Origin of the sequence: Stieleria maiorica (assembly GCF_008035925.1) — a bacterium.
Lineage (GTDB): Bacteria > Planctomycetota > Planctomycetia > Pirellulales > Pirellulaceae > Stieleria > Stieleria maiorica.
Genome location: NZ_CP036264.1, coordinates 9,737,514 through 9,756,125, shown reverse-complemented (window position 1 = coordinate 9,756,125; position 18,612 = coordinate 9,737,514). Strand labels below are relative to the sequence as shown.

The following is an 18,612-nucleotide window of genomic DNA, read 5'->3' as shown; positions in this document are numbered from 1 at the left end:
ATTGACAACAACTCATCTCAGAAGCGGACGCCTGGGCGGATCGATGTGACGTCCTGCCGGTCGAGCGAACTGCCAACTTTGTCTTGCAGCGATCGCGGAACTGGCGGTATACCGGAGGCCAGTGGAGGATTCGGACCGTCCGAATCGACAATCTGTTCAGCGAAAAGGACTTCGCCGTGGAAATCCGACTTGATGAAATCGCACAACTGGTTGGCGGAACCCTCCACGGTGACGGGACACTGATCTGCAACGGCGCCAACCCGCCGGAAGAGTCGTCGACAAGCGAGATCACGATGTTGGTGGGCAAAAACGCGTCGGCCAATCTGGCTCGTTCTGATGCCTTGGCAGTGATCTGTGCCGAACGGATCGAATCGGACCGGCGGCCCCAAATCATTGTCGACGATCCCCGTGCGGCGTTTGCCACGGTGGTTACCAAGTTTCGTCCACCGATCCCGGCATCACTACCTGGCGTCGGCGTCGATTCATCAGCCTCGATCGCAAACTCGGCCAAGGTCCATCCCACAGCAACGGTCTGTGCCGGAGTTTCGATCGGCGAGCGAACGCTGGTGATGCCCAACGTCGTGATCATGCCCGGCTGCACGATCGGAGACGACTGTGTGCTGTATCCCGGCGTCACGCTGTACGAGTATTCGTCACTGGGTGATCGCGTCGTCTTGCACGCCGGAACGACCATCGGGGCCGATGGGTTTGGTTACCAACAACGAGGCGGTCGGCATCTGCCATCGGCACAACTCGGTTATGTGCGAATCGATTCGGACGTCGACGTCGGGGCCGGGGTGACGATCGACCGCGGCAGCTACGGGGCGACGCGGATCGGTGAAGGAACAAAAATCGACAACCAAGTGATGATCGCACACAACTGCCAGATCGGCCGCCACAATTTGATCTGCAGCCAAGTCGGCGTTGCGGGATCCTGTCGCACCGGCGACTACGTGATCCTGGCCGGCCAAGTCGGATTGAAGGATCACGTCACGTTGGGCGATCACACGATCGTCGGCGCCAAAGCCGGTGTAATGGACGACTGCCAAGGACATCAGGTGTTGCTGGGGTCGCCCGCGATGCCGCAACGTGACCAGATGCAGATCTTTGCGATCGAGCGAAAGCTGCCCGAGATGCGCCGCGAACTGAAAGCCTTGCGCAAGCGACTCGATGCAATCAACACACAACTCGGCGAGGGGCAACTCGGCGAGGGGCGGTCGGATCAAGGCCGATCGGAGCGGGCGGCATGATCCAGCGTCGTGGATACGGGCGCGAGCTGATTCGCAATCTGATGCCCGGGTTCTCTTCATCATCAAACGCGTCCATTCAGCCGCCGATCGGGCTGATCGCCGGCTGGGGCAGCTTTCCCGTTGAAGTCGCCGAACAGGTGGTCGCCAGCGGACGGCGTATCTGCTGCATCGCGATCACCGACCATGCGTCGACCGACTTGGAATCGATTTGTGATCACGTGAAGTGGTCCGGCGTCGGCAAGATCGGCGCCCACATCCGTTACTTCCGCCGCCACGGGATCCGCCAAGTCACGATGGCCGGCAAGTTGTTCAAATCGGAACTGCTGTTTCAGGGCAGCGTCTGGATCAAACACTGTCCCGACCTGACGGCGATTCGAACCTTCGGCCCGTGTTTGCTGGGCAACCGCCCCGATTCACGCGATGACAGTTTGCTGTTGGCCGTCACCAACACGTACGCCAAACAATCGTTGACCATCTGCCCCGCCACCGACTTTGCCCCGGAGCTGCTCGTGGACCAAGGCCATTTGATCGGAACGCCGCTGACCCCCAAGCAATCTCGTGACGCCGAGTTCGGTTGGCAAGTCGCCAAGCAGATGGGCGGCATGGACATCGGCCAATCGATCACCATCAAAGATGGGACGGTGTTGGCCGTCGAAGCGGTCGAGGGAACCGACGAGTGCATCGCGCGGACCGGAACACTTTGCCGTCGCGGCGGATGGACGTTGGTGAAAGTCAGCAAGCCGAACCAGGACATGCGATTCGACGTCCCCACGATCGGCCCGCAAACGGTCACGCGGGTGGCCGAAAACGGAGGCACCGCGATCGTGATCGAAGCCGACAAGACGATCCTGGTCGAGCGTGAAGAAACCTTCCGTCTGGCAAAACAGCACGGCATCACCATCGTCGCCCTCGCCCAACCCCAAGCGATCGCCGCGGCGGCCTGAATCGCGATCGACGGATCTCGCACCGATCCCGGTCGGCACACCGGCTGCAACGAAGGATCCAACGCTCGATGGGACCATCAGTCGTGACTGACGGGGCAGTCCGTCAAACAGCCGGTGCCCCTGCAAACTTAAATGAAGCGTGGCAATACACAGCTCCGCCGAGAGGGCGACCCCGTCGGCGAACAATTCGCTCAATCCGTCCGAGTCGGCCGTGTCCGTCGGATGGATCACCAGAAAGCTCAGCAGTCGTTCACCTTCGTCTCCGACCACGATGAAACCTCAGCCCAGTGAAGCGTACGGGACCGCGCGAAGGACGATCGGGTTTGCGATGAAGTCGACATTCGAACACTGTGAAATCCTGCGTCCGCTGGCGTAGGCATTGGCGTCACCATCGAGAGTGTCCAGCTTCCCCGCGTAAACGGCAAAGGATCCCGTTACGAACTGTGTGAACATCACGTTCGCCAGGTACAGATCTCCGGCTTTCCGCTACCGGCAATTCGAAACCACCGACGCACCTACCTCTTCTTAACGATTGCGTCATGGCCAGCGGGAAAGGTAAAAATCATGCCAATCATTCACATCAAAAAAACACTGGCTTAACAAAACACTGGCATAACAAAACACTGTGTGTCAATTCGACACAGTTCCTAACAAGTCATTGACGTCATTTTGATTTGCAAAAAGATTTGCGCCGGTTGTTACAACTCGGTCTATGCAACTCATTACACTACGGCAAACCTGTGTCGCCGTCGGCGGCCACAAGTGGCAAACACTCATCAATACAAATCAGAGACCATCAACATGAAAGTCTGCTCGTCGCGAGTAATCGCGGTTGTTTTGTGGTTAGCGATTTCCACTTCGCTGCACGCTCAAGAAAAACCGAACGTCTTGGTCATCTGGGGCGATGACATCGGCACGGAAAACATCAGTCATTACAACCGTGGCATGATGGGTTACAAGACGCCCAATATCGATCGCATCGCAAAGCAAGGCGTCTTTTTCACGGACTACTACGGCCAGCAATCCTGCACCGCCGGCAGAGCAGCATTCATCAGCGGAAGCGTTCCGGTCCGCAGTGGAATGACGAAGGTTGGGCTTCCGGGAGCGAAAGAGGGTTGGCAGAAAACCGATGTAACGATGGCGACGGTCATGAAAAGCCTCGGTTACGCCACCGGACAATTTGGCAAGAATCACCAGGGTGATCGCGACGAGCACCTGCCAACCATGCATGGATTTGATGAATTTCTCGGGAATCTTTATCACCTCAATGCTGAAGAAGAACCTGAGAATGAAGACTATCCGACCGACATGGTGTTGCCGAACGGCAAAAAGTTCATGGACGTCTTTGGTCCCCGCGGAGTCTTGCGTTGCAAAGCCGACGGAAACGGAGGCCAGACCATCGAAGACACCGGTCCGCTGACCAAAAAGCGAATGGAGACGATCGACGAAGAAACGCTCGCCGCAGCCAAAGACTTTATCACGCGTCAGCATGAGGCTGGCAAACCTTTCTTTTGCTGGTGGAACGGTACCCGAATGCACTTCCGCACCCATGTGAAGCAAGAGCATCGGCATGAAGGCAACGACGAATACACCGATGGGATGATCGAGCATGACATGCACGTGGGGCAATTGCTCGATCTGCTCGATGAACTTGGCATAGCCGACAACACGGTCGTTCAATATTCGACCGACAATGGCCCGCACTACAACACTTGGCCCGACGCCGGCACCACGCCGTTCCGCAGCGAAAAGAATTCAAACTGGGAAGGCGCGTACCGCGTGCCTTGCTACGTCCGTTGGCCGGGTAAGTTTCCCGCCGGAACCGTGCTGAACGGAATCGTGGCCCACGAAGATTGGTTGCCCACCTTCGCCGCGATCGGCGGAAACACGGACATCAAGGATGAATTGAAATCAGGTGTGACGCTCAACGGCCGGGATTACAAAAACCACATCGACGGTTACAACCTATTGGATTATCTGACGGGAGAATCCGACGACTCTCCGCGGAAAGAATTCATGTACGTCAACGACGACGGGCAAATTGTTGCCATGCGATACAATGCCTGGAAAGCCATATTCTTGGAGAATCGCGGGATTGCATTCGGAGTTTGGCGTGAACCGTTTACCGAACTTCGCGTCCCGTTGCTGTTCAATCTGCGTCGAGATCCGTTCGAAAAGGCACAACACAATTCCAACACCTATAACGATTGGTTTTTAGAGCGCGTGTTTGTGCTCGCCCCGATGCAACAGCTGGCCGCAAACTTTTTAATGACGATGAAAGAGTTTCCGCCAAGCCAAACGCCCGGTTCGTTTAACCTGGAAAAGGTTCAAAAGCAGATCGAGGCGAGCATGGGTGGCCGCTGATTCATTCACGAGTCTGGCGGGCTCTCACCCGTGAGAGTCCGCTTTTTTTCTCTACAGCAGGTTCTACGACATGACCGCGAATCATGATCGCCAACTTCTTTCCGTTCTACTGGTCGGCGTGTTCGCATTCGTCGGTAGCGGTTCCTATGCTGCCGACCCACTTCCGTCGTGGAATGATACTGCGACCAAAGCGGCCATCATTGATTTTGTTGAAAGGGTCACTCGCGAAGGATCGGCCGGGTTCGTACCACCGGCGGAACGCATCGCCACGTTCGACAACGATGGCACGCTCTGGAGCGAACAGCCGATGTACTTTCAACTCGCCTTCGCCTTTGATCGGGTCAAGGCGATGGCGCCCCAGCACCCCGAGTGGAAGGACCAACAGCCGTTCAAGGGAGTGCTTGAATCGGACACCAAGGCCGTCCTGGCGGGTGGGAAAAAGTCACTGTTGGAAATCGTGGCCGCAACACATTCAGGAATGACGTCGGAAGATTTCGAGCGAATCGTGGCCGACTGGATCTCCACTGCAAAGCATCCTCAAACCGGGCGACTGTACAAAGACATGGTCTACCAACCGATGCTCGAGCTGCTGGCCTATCTGCGGGCCAATGGCTTTAAAACGTTTATCGTTTCCGGCGGCGGCATCGAGTTTATGCGACCCTGGACCGAGGCGACCTACGGTATTCCGCCGGAACAGGTCGTCGGCAGCAGCGTCAAAACTCGGTTCGAACTCCGTGACGGCAAGCCTGTGATCGTCCGCCTGCCGGAGATCGACTTTATCGATGACAAGGAAGGAAAGCCGGTCGGGATCAACTCGCATGTCGGGCGTCGACCAATCTTTGCCGCTGGCAATTCCGATGGCGACTGGCAAATGCTTCAGTACGCCACGATCGGCCGCTCACCCAGCTTTGCCTTGATCGTGCACCATACCGACGACCAGCGTGAATGGGCCTACGACCGCGATTCCCACATCGGACAACTCGATCAAGCGCTTGACGACGCAACCCGCCAAGGCTGGACGGTCGTCGACATGAAGCAAGATTGGAAGCGGATCTATCCAGCACAGTAACGAAAGTCGTCCACGACCGCGGTTGGAGGGAGTTTAGCATTCTGGCACCAATTCGAATGCCTGTACCATTGGTGCCTGAGCGCTTTTCTGACGTCCGTGGTGTGCAACGCGTCTAGCGTGACCGAAACAGCTCGCTGGTCAGGACTTCGACGACCATCGTTCGCAGCCCGCTGGCGTCGTCGGAATGCAGCCGGGCCGCCAAATCGTCGATCCGGAAGCGGTCGGCGTGTTCCATCTGACGCCCCGTCGCATAAGTGGCCAGTTTTTCGATCAAATTGCGAACGAATAACTCTCCGCGACTCTTGTGCAACACCTTTTTAAAACTTGCGAAGTCCTCAAACGATTCTCCTGACGGCAGTTCGCCCGAGGCATCGATCGTTGCCGCGGAACCTTTCCCTTTGGGACTGGGGTAGTTGGTCCGCCAACGCCCGATCGGATCGTAGGTTTCCAGTGCATATCCCAGCGGGTCAATGTTCCGATGACAAACGAAACACGTTTTGTCTTCGCTGTGTTTCGACAATTTCTCTCGAATCGTGGTCGCCCCGCTGACGTCGGCGTCGATCGACGGCACCTCGTCCGGCGGCGGTGGCGGCGTGATGCCGAGGATGTTTTCCATCACCCACACGCCACGGGTGACCGGCGATGTATCGACCCCGTTGGCACTGACGGTCAGCACACCGGCCATCCCCAAGACGCCTCCACGCTGCTGGTTGCCGACCAATGAGACGCGTTGAAATCCGTCGGCCAGGCGGAGCGTATCCTGCTGGGGCAACCCGTACAGCTTGGCAAGCTTCTTATCGACGAAGGTGTAGTCGGCATCCAAAAACTCGCTCACCGGTCGGTTCTGATCCAACAGGTAACGGAAGAACTGGCGCGCTTCCCGCTTCATCGATTCCGGCAGGTTTTCAGAATAATACTGCGGAACTGACTTCCGCGGCGGCGGCAGATTGCCGATCTCTCGCAAGTTCAGCCAACTGTCAGTAAAACCGTTGACAAACGCATCGGATCGATCGTCCTCAAGCATCCGGATGACGTGTTTTTTTAGTTCTTCCGGCGCGGTCAGCCGACCGGATTCGGCTGCAGCAAAAAGCACATCGTCCGGTGGAGCGGCCCACAGTGCGTACGAAAGACGTGCGGCCAAGTCAAAGGGTCCCAGCAGCGTTTCATTTTCCGCCGTGATCTCACTGAGGTACAAGAACGACGGCGAACAGAGAATCATCTTCAACGTGTCCAGCGCGGCCTGTCGCGGCGTCGCATCCTCGTCTAATCGCTGTTGGTAGAACGCACGGATTCGCCCGCGGTCGGACGGTTCCAACGGGCGACGATATGCGCGCCGACCGAAAGCATGAAGTTGCTCGACCGCGCGTTCGACTTGGAATCCGTCGGGTCCGAACACGGCCACTTCCTCCTTGCCGCCCTGCGGCTCGGAAATCGGACCGTGAACTTTGATTTCCCCGATCCGAATGTGTGGTAACTCGCCTTCGCGAAGGATGTGCGTCCGACTCACACCGGCTTTGTATTTCTTGGGGTCGAACTCGTCTTTGTACTGTTTGTTGACTTCGATCACCGACGCACGCGATTCGTACGGACCGTTGGGAAAAATGAATCGCGGCGTCTGTCCGGCCTCCAACCAGACGCGGAACTTCAACCACTCGGGTTGTTCGTCCGGCACGATTGCTTGCCCCAAAACCGGTTCGATCGCTTGGGGGTAATGGATGTGTCCCTTGGTCACGTCGCCGGGGACGACGGCCAGTTGAAAGGGTTCGGAGAAATCGATGCGAAAGATCTTTGGGTCGTAGTGGGTGTCGCGGTGCATCGCCTGGGCGTGGACTTCGATGTCATACAGCCCGGCGACCGGCACGCCCTTTAAAAAGTCTTCGATGTGCCCGTAGCCTCCCTGCCGGGTGTCGGTGTTAGGCTGTTCGTACAAACACAGGTACTCGTAGTTGAAGACACTGCGGTGGGCACCGGAGAGTTCTTCGTATTGCTGAAAATTATCGCGAAAGTGCCATGTTTTCGGCTCCATCCGAGTCTTGCCCAATCGAGCCTCCACCAGCCGCGACGCCGACTGAAGGTACTGGTCGAGCAAGAAGCCGGATGTCACCAGGGCATCACCCAGGTTGTCCATATGGGCGACGGTATTGTCTTTGGGAAAATCGGCGGTCAAGCCGAGCGTATCGACACGTCGATCAAAGAGTGTCGCCAATGTGTTTTCATACTCTCGATTGGATAACCGACGCAAAACCGTCTGCCCGCCGGAGGTATTGAATCGCTCACGTGAGCTTTCGATGGTCTTTCGTAGCACATCCAACAGCTCCAGTCGCTTCTCTTCGGTCGGCTGCCCGGCGTCCTCCGGCGGCATCAATTTCAAGGTCACCTGATCGACGATTTCGTCAGCGGTGATCAATTGATCGACCGAGGTGAGCGGCAGCCGGAACGAATCGAACTGACGATCGCCTTCGGCCGAACCGGCGCTATGACACTCGGCACAGTAACGACCAAGGAACTCAGCGACCGGCGTTTGGCGACCGGCCGACGATGGTTCGGTAGGTTCCGATTGGGCCGCCTGTGGTACGGCCAACGAGGCGAGGGCGAGCGCAATCGCACACGCGGCACGACGGGCCGCCGCCGTGAAAAAATCAAAGGAAGGCATGGAGGTGGGTTGCTGTCAGGAGAAACTGCCGGTGCTGGTCCCGAAGGACTCCGTCGGAACTCCCATTTTCTGGGCGATGTCAACGAACAAGTTGCACAGCGGAATCTTGGCGGGGCCTTTGGTGGCGAGCTTTTTGAACTCGCCGCGCCCGTAGCCTCCGCCGGCCAGAACGATCGGCAGATCGGTGTTGGTGTGCGAATTTCCGTTGCCCATCCCGCTTCCGAACAACACCGCCGTCGAATCGAGCAGCGTCTGGTCCCCGTCCTCGATCGCTGCCAGCCGGCTTAAGAATTTGCCAAACTGTTCCAACTGGTACGTCTCCAACGTGATCAGATTCGCGATCGATACGTCATCATTCCCGTGGTGTGAAAGGCTGTGATAGGACTTGTCGATGCCCAGATCTTGGGGCAAGAAGCTGCCGCCGATTTCCAGGGTGGCAACCCGCGTCGAGTCGGTTTGAAGCGCCAGAGCGATCAGCTCGTACAACAACGGTAGATCGTCCACCGTGTTGGTGTCGGCAGGCTTTTCAAACGGCGGCCGGGGCTTCGGCTGGTCGGCCCAGCGGCGGCGGGCTTGCAATCGTTTTTCGACATCGCGAATCGAACTGAAGTACTCGTCCAGTTTGGCCTTGTCGTCTCGGTTGACGCGACCGGCAAGCGAATCAGCCTGTTCGACAACCGAATCCAGGATCGACGCTTGCAGCGAATTCTCTCGGACCTGCTGTGAGCGACGCTCTTTCGATTCGGTGACAAACAGCTTTTCGAACAGCTCGGCGGGACCGGTGATCGGGGGAACGCGGACCCCGGACTTGGTCCAGGAAAGCTGGCAACCACCATGGATGCCGCCTTCAGAACCGACGGTGAGTGACGGGAAACGGGTCTGGGGCCCGATCTCATCGGCGATGAACTGGTCGATGGTGACATTGCCGTCGGGCCGCTGTTTGGACTCGTGATGCAGCACGCCGGAGAGAAAGGTGTGGACAGCAAAGTGCCCGCCGCGTAGTCCGTGATCGAGCCCGCGATAGACGGTGATCTGGTCACGGTTTTCTGCCAACGGTTTCAGCAGTGTCGTTTCCTCGAACGCTCTGCCCGGCGTCTCCGGGAAAAACTGATTTTGCTGGAACCCGAGCAAATTACCTACTGCGACAAACCGTCGCGTCCCGACACCGGCCCCGCGCGCGGCTTGGACAGGTGAAGAACTGCCAACCGATTCGGCCCGTAATGACTGCAGCCCGGGCAGGGCGAGGGATCCGGCGATGGATTGAAGGACGATGCGACGGTGGTGTGTTGATTTCGACATAAACCCAGTTTAATCGATTCGCCCCCGGCTGACCGACATCAACGCGCCGCTAGCGTAATCGATCGTAACGTCGCTTCGATCTGTTGCGCTAATTCAGCGCATCAAAGTACGACCGCCAGTCTTGATGCGGGCGACCGGCGGCGCGCTCGAAGTGGCTTTCGTTGTCCACCGCACCATTGCGAATTCCCTCGTAAATCCCGGCGATGATGTTGCCCAGAAACTCTCCGAGTTCGGCGGTGCGGTCTCGACGGTATTCCTCCACTGACATGTCTCGATACCGCAGGTCTGTCCCGAACGCATCGTTGAGGTAGTCCGCCAGTTGTTGTTGGCTGATCGCCTGGCCGTGCAAGTTGTAGACCTGACCGTCGTGTTTCGCGTCGGTCAACATCCTTGCGTAGGCATAGGCGAGTTCGGGGCGTGTTGTGTAACCGCACTTTCCGTCCCCGGCGCAGTTCGCTATTTCACCACGCTTCTTGTACGTGTCGGTGTAGTCCACGTCGGGCTCGATGTAAATACCGTTGCGACCGATCCCCCAAGCCAATCCACTGTCGCGAATGTCGGCTTCGGTTTGCCGATTGCTTTGAACGATGGGCGAAAACGCGGTGCCCTCTTCTGCACCTTGGATACTGGTGTAGACGATCTTGCTGGCCCCGGCCTGTTTGGCAGCGTTGATCACGTTGCGATGTTGCTCGATCCGCTTTTCCGGCGCGTCCATTCCCGAGACCAACAAAACGGCGTCGATCCCGTCGAGCGATTGTTTCAATTCCTCTGGCGCCCCATAGTCACCAGGCCGGATCTCGATCCCCAACGAACGCGCTTTGTCCGGTGTTCGGGCCAAGCCAACCACGTTGTCTCCACCACGGATCGCGACCGCCGCCCGAACGATCTCGGCTCCCAATTGCCCGCCGGCTGCCGTGACCGCGATTTTGCTCACCGGACTTTCTTTTCGGTTGGATTGTGATTTGGCGATTGTAAGACACCGAGGTTTGCGACGGAGCCGGCCGACTGTCGCTGCGAAGCAGCGACGCGGAATCGCCCAAAGGCTGTACACCACCGCTTATCGAGCATTTTGGATGCGATAAAGCTTTTCCGCGTCTTCTTTGGCCATCGAAAACATCACGAAGCCACAATCGACACAAACACTCGCGTTGAGCTCGCCCGCCTGCGTGCCCTTGAACAACCAAGCATCGGGGTTCGAATCCAATTCCAGTTTCAGCGGTCGTTTCATGGCCATATCAAAATAATCCACCGCCTTCGCATCGTAGACGAGACGTTCCGACTGACATTGAACGCATTTCATTTCCATTCCCCGGTGGACCTGACGATCGAGTCGCAGCCGTTGGCGGCGGTGAACCAGTCTACCCCAATTGATTCATTGCGAGGAGCCAGAACCGATGCGGAGACGCTAAAAACTAAACTGGATCTGCGATCGGAACAGCCAGCCGTGATTGCCCGGCGAGATGTCGAGTGCCTGTGAGCTGACCGGTGCACCGTCGACGTGGGTCATGTCGACGACCAACTTGGCTTGGTTGCGGCGGAAGTACCAGGCCAGCGAGGCGGCGATTTCTTCTGCACTCTGATCGCTACCGCCCAGGGTTCCCGAATCACCTTGCACGCGAGACCAACGGGTCGCGACCTGAAGTTTTCCGGGAACAATAAATTTCCCCAGTTGATACCAAAACCCATGATCGAACAGCTCGCCGATCGCGGCGCCACGAATGTCGCTGACGGTGCGAAAGTAGTACTCAAAGCTCGATGACCAGCCGAGATACTTCATGGACGCATCGACCGCATAAAGCGAGACGTCGTAGCCGGAGACGACCGCCGGCAGAAGATTTGCCAAGGGTTCGCCCGAGTCCACGACGCGAAGACGACTGAATTCCGTCGTACCGAATCGCTCAATCGTTGATGCGGCGAACCCCGCTCCGACCCGCATCGCCAGTCGATCGTGACATTCGAAATCGGCCAGGTTTTCATCACCCCAATCCCCGATCAGATAGGCGCGGACACGTCCCGAGTAGGCGAAGTTGTCATCCAGCGTCCCGCTGCTACCGGTCTCGGCACCGCCGGTGACCAACCCGTTGAACAAGGCCGCGTCCCAGAAAACAGGCACTCCCAATCGTTCGCTTTTGCCATGCAGCCCCCACGCAAAACTTCGGTTGACATCAAAGAAGATGCTGGCAACGCTGCGGTCGGCAAACTCAAAGTCGCGGCCGGACAACCAACGCGACATCGTGAAGGGCACTTTGTACTTGCCGGTTCGAAACGTCACCGTTCCCGGCGCGAGCCCTAGCTGATCGTTGCCGACGTCGTAGTCGAGGTAGTAGTCCAGCAATCGCACGTCGTCACCACTGGTGCTGCGGGCATCGAGCTGGACAAAGTACTGAAAGTTCGGATTGAAGGCGTTTCCGGAAAAGACGAGACGTCCACGTTTGAGCTGCAGTTGATTCAGATCTCGATCCGGTGATGACCAATCCGTGACGGTGTGTCGCAGTTGCCCCCAGCCGTTGATCTTCAATCGGTAGGGTTCGCGCCCGGCATGCAGATCGGCGTCACATTGACTGGCAATCACAAAGCCACCGTCATAGCCCACCTTCACACGATCGAGCCAACTGAAGTCATCCTCAGTGCCTGAGGATTGAGCACTGCATCGATGCAAGAACATCGACAGCATCATGCAAACGGTGATTGCGGCGAACCATCGCATCAGCAGACTCGTGCTCGGAAACAGAACAAAGCGACTGATTCGAAAATCGACAACAACCGTCAGAATCCGCAACACGCAATGGCAAGTTCCGGCTGTCCCGGCCCGGCAAGGTTTGCGGATTGCCGGCCCTGTGCCGGCAGTGCGGATTTTCGCTGCGATTTGCCCCCGGCCCCGTGTCGTTTCGACCGATTATCCGTCGCCGCAGGTCAGGCTGGACCGATGTTGTGGGCTGAACGCTGTTTCCCGATTGTTACGCTGACAGACGGTTTGATCATGAAACGATTCATTCTATGCCTGTTACTCCTGCTCGGCTCGCTTACTGCGGTCCGGACTGCGACCGCACAAAGCTATGGCATTGAACTGCACAACAACATGATGCCCGCATCAGGCGCGATGGGAGGTGCAAGTCTATCGCGTCCCCAAGACTTGCAGTCGGCGATCAACGGGAATCCGGCAACGATGGCTCAGTTCAGCGGCCCGACCTTCGGCTTCGGTGGCGCCTTGATCGAACCGACCTACAACGTCACCCAGACGGACTCGTTGCCTTTGGTCGGCGTTGATCCCTATTCTGCAAAATCCGATGCACCACTCGCGCTTGCGCCGAACATCGGAGCGATTCACCAGACTGAGTTCCTGGGGTTGCCGGTGACCTTCGGTTTGGGGTTCATGACCAATGCCGGTCTGGCGGTCGACTTTCGACATATCCCCGAATCCAACGGAACGCAGGCATCTTACTTGGCGTTGGACCTTGTCAGCGGCGCCGCGGTGAATCTCACGCCACGACTGGCGGTCGGCGGATCGTTCACGCTGGGCACCTCCGTGCTGGACGGACCTTTTGTTCAGTCCAGCTCCTCACAAACCGACTATGCGACTCGCTTTACCCTGGGAGCAAACTATGACCTGGGCCGCGGCACCAGCATCGGAGGGTATTGGCAATCGGAAAAGCAACTGGAGTTTGACAACGTCGTTCGATTCGCAACCGGTCCGCTGGCAAACACCTACCAGGATCTGAATCTGGATCATCCGATGAATGTTGGATTGGGAATTGCGAACCGCTGCATGATGGGCGGCAGACTGTTGTTGGCCGCCGATGTGATCTACAAGAACTGGGACGACACCGATTTCTTTCGTTCCCTGTACCACGATCAATGGGCATTCCAGTTCGGCGGTCAATACCGAGCAACACGGCGGCTGAAGTTGCGATTCGGTTACGCGTTCAATGAAGATCCAACTCGCGACGCCGTTCCGGGCACGATCGGCGGCGTGGTCCCCGTCGGCGGCATCCCATCGGTACAGTATGTCCAGGGCCAATTTGCAGCGATCGCCCAGCATCGCATCACCGGCGGCGTCGGCATCACGAATCTTGTTCCCAACATGAACTTTGACGTGACCGTCGGGGGCGTGTTCGAAAACGACAAATCGTTTGGCGACACGACCGCAAAGGTGGACGGTTACTTCATCGCCTTCGGATTCACGTTTCACTGTCCCCGCGGGGGATGCGGCGGATAGATCCGGTCCCTGGCATCTTTAAAAATGAGTCTCGTCCAAGACAACGCGTTTCGTCGCCCCCGCCTCGATCGTGCAACCTCCCCGCACTCCCCCGACCACATCCGCTCTCGTTCGCGTGCCGAGGTGATGAAGTGGACCGAAAAGCAGTAGCGGTTGAGCCGGTCACACGGCCTGCGGCATCCGGTGCAGATATTTGAATTGCGACGGACAATAGTCGCAGACCTGCTCTCGGCGGAGTTTCCCCGACGATGATACACAGAGACCGCATTCCTTGTTGATTGGTAGAATCCGTGCATTTGCAACGAAAATGGCATCTGTTCTTCGCAATCTGGCTGTTTGCGTGCGGCGAATTGCATGCCCAAACATCCTTGGGTATTGAGCCATTGCTGAGCGATCAGAGAGCCACAGAAGTCGAAGTAGAAGACGAAATCGAGACGGACCGAGACTCCTTTACACCTGCCACCACGACGGCTGGCAAAGGGCGTTGGATCACTGAGGCGGCGTATTCGTTTATCGACAACCGGACAGTGCCTGAAACGCATAGCTACCCAGAACTCCTGCTCCGAAGAGGCGTGAGCGAATGGCTGGAGCTTAGGCTCGGCTGGAACTACGAAACCGGCGGCGCGGGGAGCCCCATTTCTGCGAATGTGCCCAGCGACCTACGAGAGGGATCGGAACTCGAGCGGGAGTCGCGAATATTTTACGGCGCGAAGGCTTTGCTAGCCGAACAGTGCGGGTGGCGACCGGAACGCTCCGTGTTGGTGCAGGGTTTTACTCCGACGAGCGGCGAGTCGACAGAGACTCAGCTATCCGCCACCTACATTTTTGGTTGGGAATTGAAGGAAGGTGTGCTCTGGGATTCCGCCATTCGCTACAGCACCAGCAGCCTGGAGGAAGACCACTTCAACGTCTGGGCGCCCTCGACCGTGCTAAAAGTACCGGTCGGTGAACGCTGGAAGGCACACGTCGAGTACTTCGGGATTTTCTCGGATGGCCGTCAGGAGGAGTCGTCCCAGCACTTTTTCTCGCCTGGTGCTCACTACCTGCTTACCCCAAACCTAGAGATCGGCCTCCGCTTGGGTTGGGGACTCAATCATCAATCGCCACACTTCTTCTCCAATACCGGTTTCGGGTGGCGCTATTGAGGTCGCGACGATGACTCGACCTGGCACAGAGGGCAATCAGCATCCGCTCGACAACGTCCTGCCGTCCAATGACGGCGGCGTTCATTGCGTCTGACATCTTAAGAATCGATTCACGTGGCTCCATGCAGGAACTGCTTTGTGGGACGGATACGCACGTCAATCTTCTTTGAGCATTTCACGGTACTTCGTTAGCTCATCCAAGCGGTCTTGGCTCACCTCGGGATACTTCATGTCCAACGACTTCAGTTGTTCCAGAATGATCTGCGCGACGATCAGCCGCATGTTCTTCTTGTCGTCGGCCGGCACGACGAACCAAGGCGCTTCCTCGGTCGCCGTGGCATTGATGGCCTCTTCGTAGGCTTGTTGATAGGCGTTCCAGTGCTTCCTCTCAGCGACATCGCCTTCGCTGAACTTCCAGTTTTTGTCCGGCTCGTCAATGCGGTCGAGAAAGCGCTCGCGCTGCTCGTCACGGGAAAGATTCAGGAAGAACTTCAGTACTTTGGTCCCGTTTCGTCCGCAGTGTTTTTCGAAGTCGCGGATCGATTCGTAGCGATGCTTCCAGAACTTGTGCATGTCGCGGGTCAGTTCGGCCGGCAGCTTCTGCGATTTTCGCACAATCTCCGGGTGGACCTTCACCACCAACACTTCCTCGTAGTACGAGCGATTGAAGATGCCGATGCGGCCCCGCTGCGGAAGCCGTTTCGTGGTCCGCCAAAGGAAGTCATGATCCAGTTCTTCGGCGGTTGGCTGCTTAAAAGGATGAACCACGATACCGTGGACGTTTACGCCGGACATGATGGCCCGTATGGTGCCATCCTTGCCGGCCGCGTCCATCGCTTGAAAGATTAAGAGCATGCTGTGGCGGTCGTGAGCATACATCATCCGCTGCAGGTCGTTGATTTCTTCCTGAAACTCTTCGATGCACCTCTTGTATTCTTTCTTACCGTCGTAGACGTCCTTGATTCTTGTCTTGTGCTCGCCGAGCTTGAGTCGGTCTTGTCCGGTGACAATGAAGTCGTCGGTCTTAATGGATACATGCATGATTTGATTCAGCTCAATCTAAACGCGAATCGGGCTCAACTTGTCGGACGCTCACCGTTCCGCGGGTGGAAACGCAGAGGGCTGGTGCTACCAGTTTGATTGAAGGCTTTTCCTTGAGTGTCTTTCAAATTCAATGATCTGCTTGGTCACGACAGGAAGCACCCATGTGAGATTCTCCGCCCCAATTCTACAAAAAAAGGCCGCGTCCATTGGCTCGGACCCGGCCATGTAGCAATGACATCGGATGCGAGCGTGGGCCCCTTCACAGCCCCGATTGGCCTCACCGAACTGCATTGCTTCATCGTCGTCGTGCGATTGGTGTTGGACATCTCTGCGAACCGGCATCCCGGTCAGCTGCACGCGATCAGCCGATGCAACTCGTCAGCGTCACAAGCATCGAGGATCCGCTGCCGCTGGGACTCCGTTCCGATCAGACGCGCGATGTGCGACAGACACGCCAAATGTTCGTCGGGCTCGCCGATGGGGCTGAGCAACATGAACACGATTTCGATCGGCAGATCCGTCAGCGGGCAAAGCAGTTGATGTTTTGGGCGTGCAACCATCAACGTCGCGCGGTCCACCGCGGGCGACCAAGTGTGTGGCAACGCGATCCCGTGACCGAGCAAGCTGGTGTAGTCTTCTTCACGTCGCCAGATTTCGATCAGCATCTGTTCAGGATCGATGCCCGGAAGTTGCCGATGCAGGTGATGAAGCATCTCGCGGTAAAGCTCCTGCAGATCCGTTTGCTCGGAGAACACCACGTTCTGGGCAACCAATGGCAGGACGCTCGAATCTTGTGCATCGCTACCGTCGTACACCAACCATTCGATGTCGTCGTCTTGAATGTCGCGTGGGCTTCCCGGGATCACCTTTCCTCCGCGGACCGTCATCAGCACGTTCTTGGTGTCGGGAACGGCGGCCGTCTCGCGTCGTTTGACCTGCAGCGGCGGGGATTCGCTGTTGGGATGCATCCAGCGATTCAACGGCAACTCCACCCAAACGCGCTGACCGACCAACAGGTGTTCATTCCCCGCGGTTTGGTAACCGGATTTTTCCCACCGAAACAGCGCCGCATCCTCAAGCAATTCCGACCAACGTCGACACAGCATCCGGTTCAGGTCGGCATTGGCAGTCAGCGCCAATAGGTTTCCACAGCGATACAATTCGGCGTGATTTTCGGGATTCAATTGCATGGCGTCTTCGCTGATCGCGACCAGCCCCTCGCGTTCGGCATCCCGCACCTCGCGCGCGTTGGTGTCGATCAGCACGACATCGATGCCGTGCCGGATGAAGAACTTGGCGATCTGTCGGCCCAGCGCATGTGCCCCGACGATGATCCATCCGGTGGGCACCGGCCGAACGACACCCAGCCACCGTCCGACCGACCCGGCAGTGATCCCTTGCACCACAACGGTGCCGGCGATCACCGAATAGGTGAACGATTCGAGAAAGACGGCGTTGTCGACCCCGCGCCGCCCCAGTTCGAGTGCGAAGACCGATGCCATCGACGCGGCGACAATTCCCCGCGGTGCGATCCAGCCGAGAAAAAGTTTCTCTTTCCAAGTCAGCAGACTCCGCCGCATCGACAGAAAAATGTTCAGCGGGCGGACGATCAACATGATCCCGGCGACGGCCACGACCAGATGCCAGCCATAGCGGACGAACGCGCCGAGATCCAGGTTGGCCGCCAACAAGACGAATAACAGTCCGATCGAAAAATCCTTGAGCGCCATCTTGTAGCGAACGATGTCACGCAATGGTGGCGAATTGCGACTTCCCAGCACCAGCCCCGCAACGGTCACACTCAGCAAGCCGCTTTCACTGATCGCCATGTCGGCCAACGCAAAGTTCAACATCGCCATCGCGAGCACGAAGGTGTTGATGTGCGCCTTGCCGATCCAGTCGCGACGGAGCACCCAGTCCAGTAGAAACCCGAACGCAATCCCCAGCACCACGCCGACGGCAAACCGCAGCAACAAGTCCTTGATGACCAACTGTGACGTGCCATCGGTGCTGACAAAAAACTCAAAGCTCAACAAAGCCAGGAAGACTCCGATCGGATCGATCAGCACGCCTTCCCAGTGCAAGATGTGATGCAGCTTGGCTTGGACTCGGATGCGATGCAGCAACGGACCGATCACCGTCGGTCCGGTCACGATCACCAAGCTGGCCGCGAGCACACAAAAGACGAGGTCGAATCCGAAGATCAATCGCAGCAGCGCGGTCGTGCCGATCCAAGTGACGAACACGCCGATGGTCAGCACCCGCCAGATCTCCTGGCTGACCGAACGGTAGCCGCCCAGGTCCAGTGTCAATCCGCCTTCGAACAGGATGACCGCGACGGCCAGGGAAATGATCGTGCCCAGCCCTTCACCCAGCGAATCGGGATGGACCAGCCCCAGACCCTCGGGACCGACGATCACGCCGCCGAGCAGCAACACGACGATCGGTGACGTCCGCAAATATGTCGCCACCGTGAACAGACACACGCCCAGCGCAGCGGCCAACGTGAACGTCGTCAAACTCTCATTGGGATGCATCCGCGTCCCTCCTGTTGACGACGGCCTAGCGAAAAAAGTCAGATACGAATGTTACGGGCGTAAGTGTTGGTGTCTAGCCTTTAGGCGATTC

At 57.5% G+C, this 18,612-nt stretch carries 13 protein-coding genes; 6 read left to right on the top strand and 7 right to left on the bottom strand.

Annotation, left to right across the window (positions count from 1 at the left end):
• Positions 1 to 83: 83 nt before the first annotated feature.
• From lpxD to Mal15_RS33340, 4 genes are all read left to right on the top strand, one after another.
• A complete protein-coding gene (gene lpxD / locus Mal15_RS33360; RefSeq protein ID WP_233903189.1) occupies positions 84 to 1,250 on the top strand; it encodes a UDP-3-O-(3-hydroxymyristoyl)glucosamine N-acyltransferase in 1,167 nt (388 codons plus the stop codon).
• Positions 1,247 to 2,194, top strand: a complete 948-nt coding sequence (locus tag Mal15_RS33355) for an LpxI family protein (protein ID WP_233903188.1) — start codon at positions 1,247 to 1,249, stop codon at positions 2,192 to 2,194. The genes lpxD and Mal15_RS33355 overlap by 4 nt, the downstream gene beginning before the upstream one ends.
• 801 nt (positions 2,195 to 2,995) lie before the next feature.
• Positions 2,996 to 4,558 (top strand): arylsulfatase, encoded by a 1,563-nt coding sequence (locus Mal15_RS33345; RefSeq protein ID WP_199773778.1) that lies wholly within the window; start codon positions 2,996 to 2,998, stop codon positions 4,556 to 4,558.
• Between the two features lie 70 nt (positions 4,559 to 4,628).
• Positions 4,629 to 5,627, top strand: a complete 999-nt coding sequence (locus tag Mal15_RS33340; RefSeq protein ID WP_147871682.1) for an HAD family hydrolase — start codon at positions 4,629 to 4,631, stop codon at positions 5,625 to 5,627.
• Between the two features lie 112 nt (positions 5,628 to 5,739).
• Here the strand turns inward: Mal15_RS33340 and Mal15_RS33335 are convergent, their stop codons facing one another.
• The 5 genes from Mal15_RS33335 to Mal15_RS33315 all read right to left on the bottom strand — a co-directional run bounded on the left by Mal15_RS33335 (position 5,740) and on the right by Mal15_RS33315 (position 12,286).
• Positions 5,740 to 8,280 carry a DUF1592 domain-containing protein gene (locus Mal15_RS33335; RefSeq protein WP_147871681.1) on the bottom strand — a complete coding sequence of 847 codons (2,541 nt, stop codon included), beginning with the start codon at positions 8,278 to 8,280 and terminating at the stop codon, positions 5,740 to 5,742.
• Between the two features lie 15 nt (positions 8,281 to 8,295).
• Positions 8,296 to 9,579 (bottom strand): DUF1552 domain-containing protein, encoded by a 1,284-nt coding sequence (locus Mal15_RS33330; RefSeq protein ID WP_147871680.1) that lies wholly within the window; start codon positions 9,577 to 9,579, stop codon positions 8,296 to 8,298.
• An 88-nt stretch (positions 9,580 to 9,667) separates the two neighbouring features.
• The gene (locus Mal15_RS33325) at positions 9,668 to 10,513 is read right to left on the bottom strand and encodes an SDR family oxidoreductase (RefSeq protein WP_147871679.1); all 846 of its coding nucleotides are present in this window, start codon (positions 10,511 to 10,513) and stop codon (positions 9,668 to 9,670) included.
• A 123-nt stretch (positions 10,514 to 10,636) separates the two neighbouring features.
• Complete coding sequence (locus tag Mal15_RS33320; protein ID WP_147871678.1) at positions 10,637 to 10,879, bottom strand: hypothetical protein; 243 nt, start codon at positions 10,877 to 10,879, stop codon at positions 10,637 to 10,639.
• Between the two features lie 105 nt (positions 10,880 to 10,984).
• Positions 10,985 to 12,286 (bottom strand): porin, encoded by a 1,302-nt coding sequence (locus tag Mal15_RS33315; protein ID WP_147871677.1) that lies wholly within the window; start codon positions 12,284 to 12,286, stop codon positions 10,985 to 10,987.
• Positions 12,287 to 12,559: 273 nt separating this feature from the next.
• Here Mal15_RS33315 and Mal15_RS33310 point away from each other — a divergent pair, with 273 nt between their 5' ends.
• The gene (locus Mal15_RS33310) at positions 12,560 to 13,795 is read left to right on the top strand and encodes an OmpP1/FadL family transporter (protein ID WP_167547198.1); all 1,236 of its coding nucleotides are present in this window, start codon (positions 12,560 to 12,562) and stop codon (positions 13,793 to 13,795) included.
• 290 nt (positions 13,796 to 14,085) lie between these two features.
• A complete protein-coding gene (locus Mal15_RS33305; RefSeq protein WP_147871675.1) occupies positions 14,086 to 14,940 on the top strand; it encodes a transporter in 855 nt (284 codons plus the stop codon).
• A gap of 156 nt (positions 14,941 to 15,096) precedes the next feature.
• On the opposite strand, the gene Mal15_RS33295 is transcribed toward Mal15_RS33305, so the two are convergent.
• Together Mal15_RS33295 and Mal15_RS33290 are read right to left on the bottom strand one after the other, a co-directional pair.
• Positions 15,097 to 15,981, bottom strand: coding sequence for a polyphosphate kinase 2 family protein (locus tag Mal15_RS33295; RefSeq protein ID WP_147871674.1), 885 nt, complete (start codon positions 15,979 to 15,981; stop codon positions 15,097 to 15,099).
• 350 nt (positions 15,982 to 16,331) lie between these two features.
• Positions 16,332 to 18,521, bottom strand: coding sequence for a cation:proton antiporter domain-containing protein (locus Mal15_RS33290; RefSeq protein ID WP_147871673.1), 2,190 nt, complete (start codon positions 18,519 to 18,521; stop codon positions 16,332 to 16,334).
• Positions 18,522 to 18,612: the final 91 nt, after the last annotated feature.